The sequence below is a fragment of the Pseudomonas sp. Kh14 genome, from assembly GCF_900291005.1.
Classification (GTDB): Bacteria; Pseudomonadota; Gammaproteobacteria; order Pseudomonadales; family Pseudomonadaceae; genus Aquipseudomonas; species Aquipseudomonas alloputida.
Map to the genome: position 1 here is coordinate 1 of NZ_OLKJ01000044.1, position 1,775 is coordinate 1,775.

The window sequence follows — 1,775 nt, forward strand, 5'->3', positions numbered from 1 at the left end:
ACCGACGGGGTGGCGGTCAGCTTGGCCACGACTTCGTCGAGGGTGTCGGTCACTTGAACCGAAGCAGCACCACCCAGTTCCAGGTTCTCAAAGGTGTGACCGTCTATATCCACAGCGGACGTGATGCCCAGACTGATCTGGCCTGCGTCCTGGTAGACGTCATCGCCCTGTGCGTCGTGGGTGTACGGCGCGCTGGTTTCACCGGCCTTGATGGTGACCTGGGCGTTGTTGCTCAGGGTCACGACCAGGTCGTGGGCCAGCGGCTGGTTGACGTGCACAGTGAAGGTCGGTTTGACGTTCTCGGCCACCGAGGTCTGGTCGGCCGTGATGGTGACTTTGACCAAGTCGCCTTCGTTGCCCGGCGTACCTGGCTCGTCGGTCACGGTAGTGCTGACCGGGGTTTTGTCGAGTGTCAGTTGCTCGAACTTGCCAACGTCCGCACCTTCAACGGTAGCGATCGACATCACGACAGGGTCGTTAGCGCCGACGTAGACGTTGTCCGGGGCAGCCACGGTGGCAGTACCCACGGTGCCGTTGGCCGGCACAGTGATGACGGTTTTGCCGTCGCTCAGGGTGAAGGTCAATGCACTGTGGTTGTTGATCGGCAGGCCGTCTTTGTTGGTCAGGGTGATGGTGTAGGTGATCTCGCCGCCTTCGGTGACCGACGGGGTGGCGGTCAGCTTGGCCACGACTTCATCGAGGGTGTCGGTGACATCCACTTTCGCGGCACCGCCCAACTCGAGGTTCTCGAACGCAGCACCAGTGGCATCCACCGCCGAGTTGATGCCCAGGCTGATCTGGCCCGCATCCTGATAGACATCATCGCCTTGCGCGTCGTGGGTGTACGGCGCGCTGGTTTCACCGGCCTTGATGGTGACCTGGGCATTGTTGCTCAGGGTCACGACCAGGTCGTGGGCCAGCGGCTGGTTGACGTGCACGGTGAAGGTCGGTTTGACGTTCTCGGCCACCGAGGTCTGGTCGGCCGTGATGGTGACCTTGACGATGTCGCCTTCGCTGCCTGGAGTGCCTGGCTCGTCGGTCACCTCGGTGTTGACTGGAGTCTTGTCCAGGTTCAGGTTTTCGAACTTCCATGCATCAGCGCCGCTGACCGCGTCGATGGCATTGACCACCGGCGCGTTGGTGCCGACATAGACGTTGTCCGGGGCGGTTGCAGTCGCCGAACCGGTGGTGCTGTTGGCTGCCACAACGACAGTGGTGCCGTCGGTCAGCTTGAAGTACAGCTCCGAGTGGTTGTTGATCGGCAAGCCGTCTTTGTTGGTCAGCGTGATGGTGTAGGTGATCTCACCGCCTTCGGTGACCGAAGGGGTCGCGGTCAGCTTGGCCACCACTTCGTCGAGGGTGTCGGTCACTTGAACCGAAGCAGCACCGCCCAGTTCCAGGTTCTCGAAGGTGTGACCGTCTACATCCACAGCGGACGTGATGCCCAGACTGATCTGGCCAGCGTCCTGGTAGACGTCATCGCCTTGCGCGTCGTGGGTGTACGGCGCGCTGGTTTCACCGGCCTTGATGGTGACCTGGGCATTGTTGCTCAGGGTCACGACCAGGTCGTGGGCCAGCGGCTGGTTGACGTGCACAGTGAAGGTCGGTTTGACGTTCTCGGCTACCGAAGTCTGGTCGGCTGTGATGGTGACCTTGACGATGTCGCCTTCGCTGCCTGGAGTGCCTGGCTCGTCGGTGACCTCGGTGCTGACCGGGGTCTTGTCCAGGTTCAGGTTTTCGAACTTCCACGCATCTGCGCCGCTGACTGACAAAAG

General features: G+C 61.6%; 1 protein-coding gene. It reads right to left on the reverse strand.

Going from position 1 to position 1,775, the window contains the following annotated elements; translation table 11 throughout:
* A partial coding sequence (locus FQ668_RS27240; RefSeq protein WP_369333842.1) for an immunoglobulin-like domain-containing protein occupies positions 1-1,775 on the reverse strand: 1,775 nt, incomplete at both ends.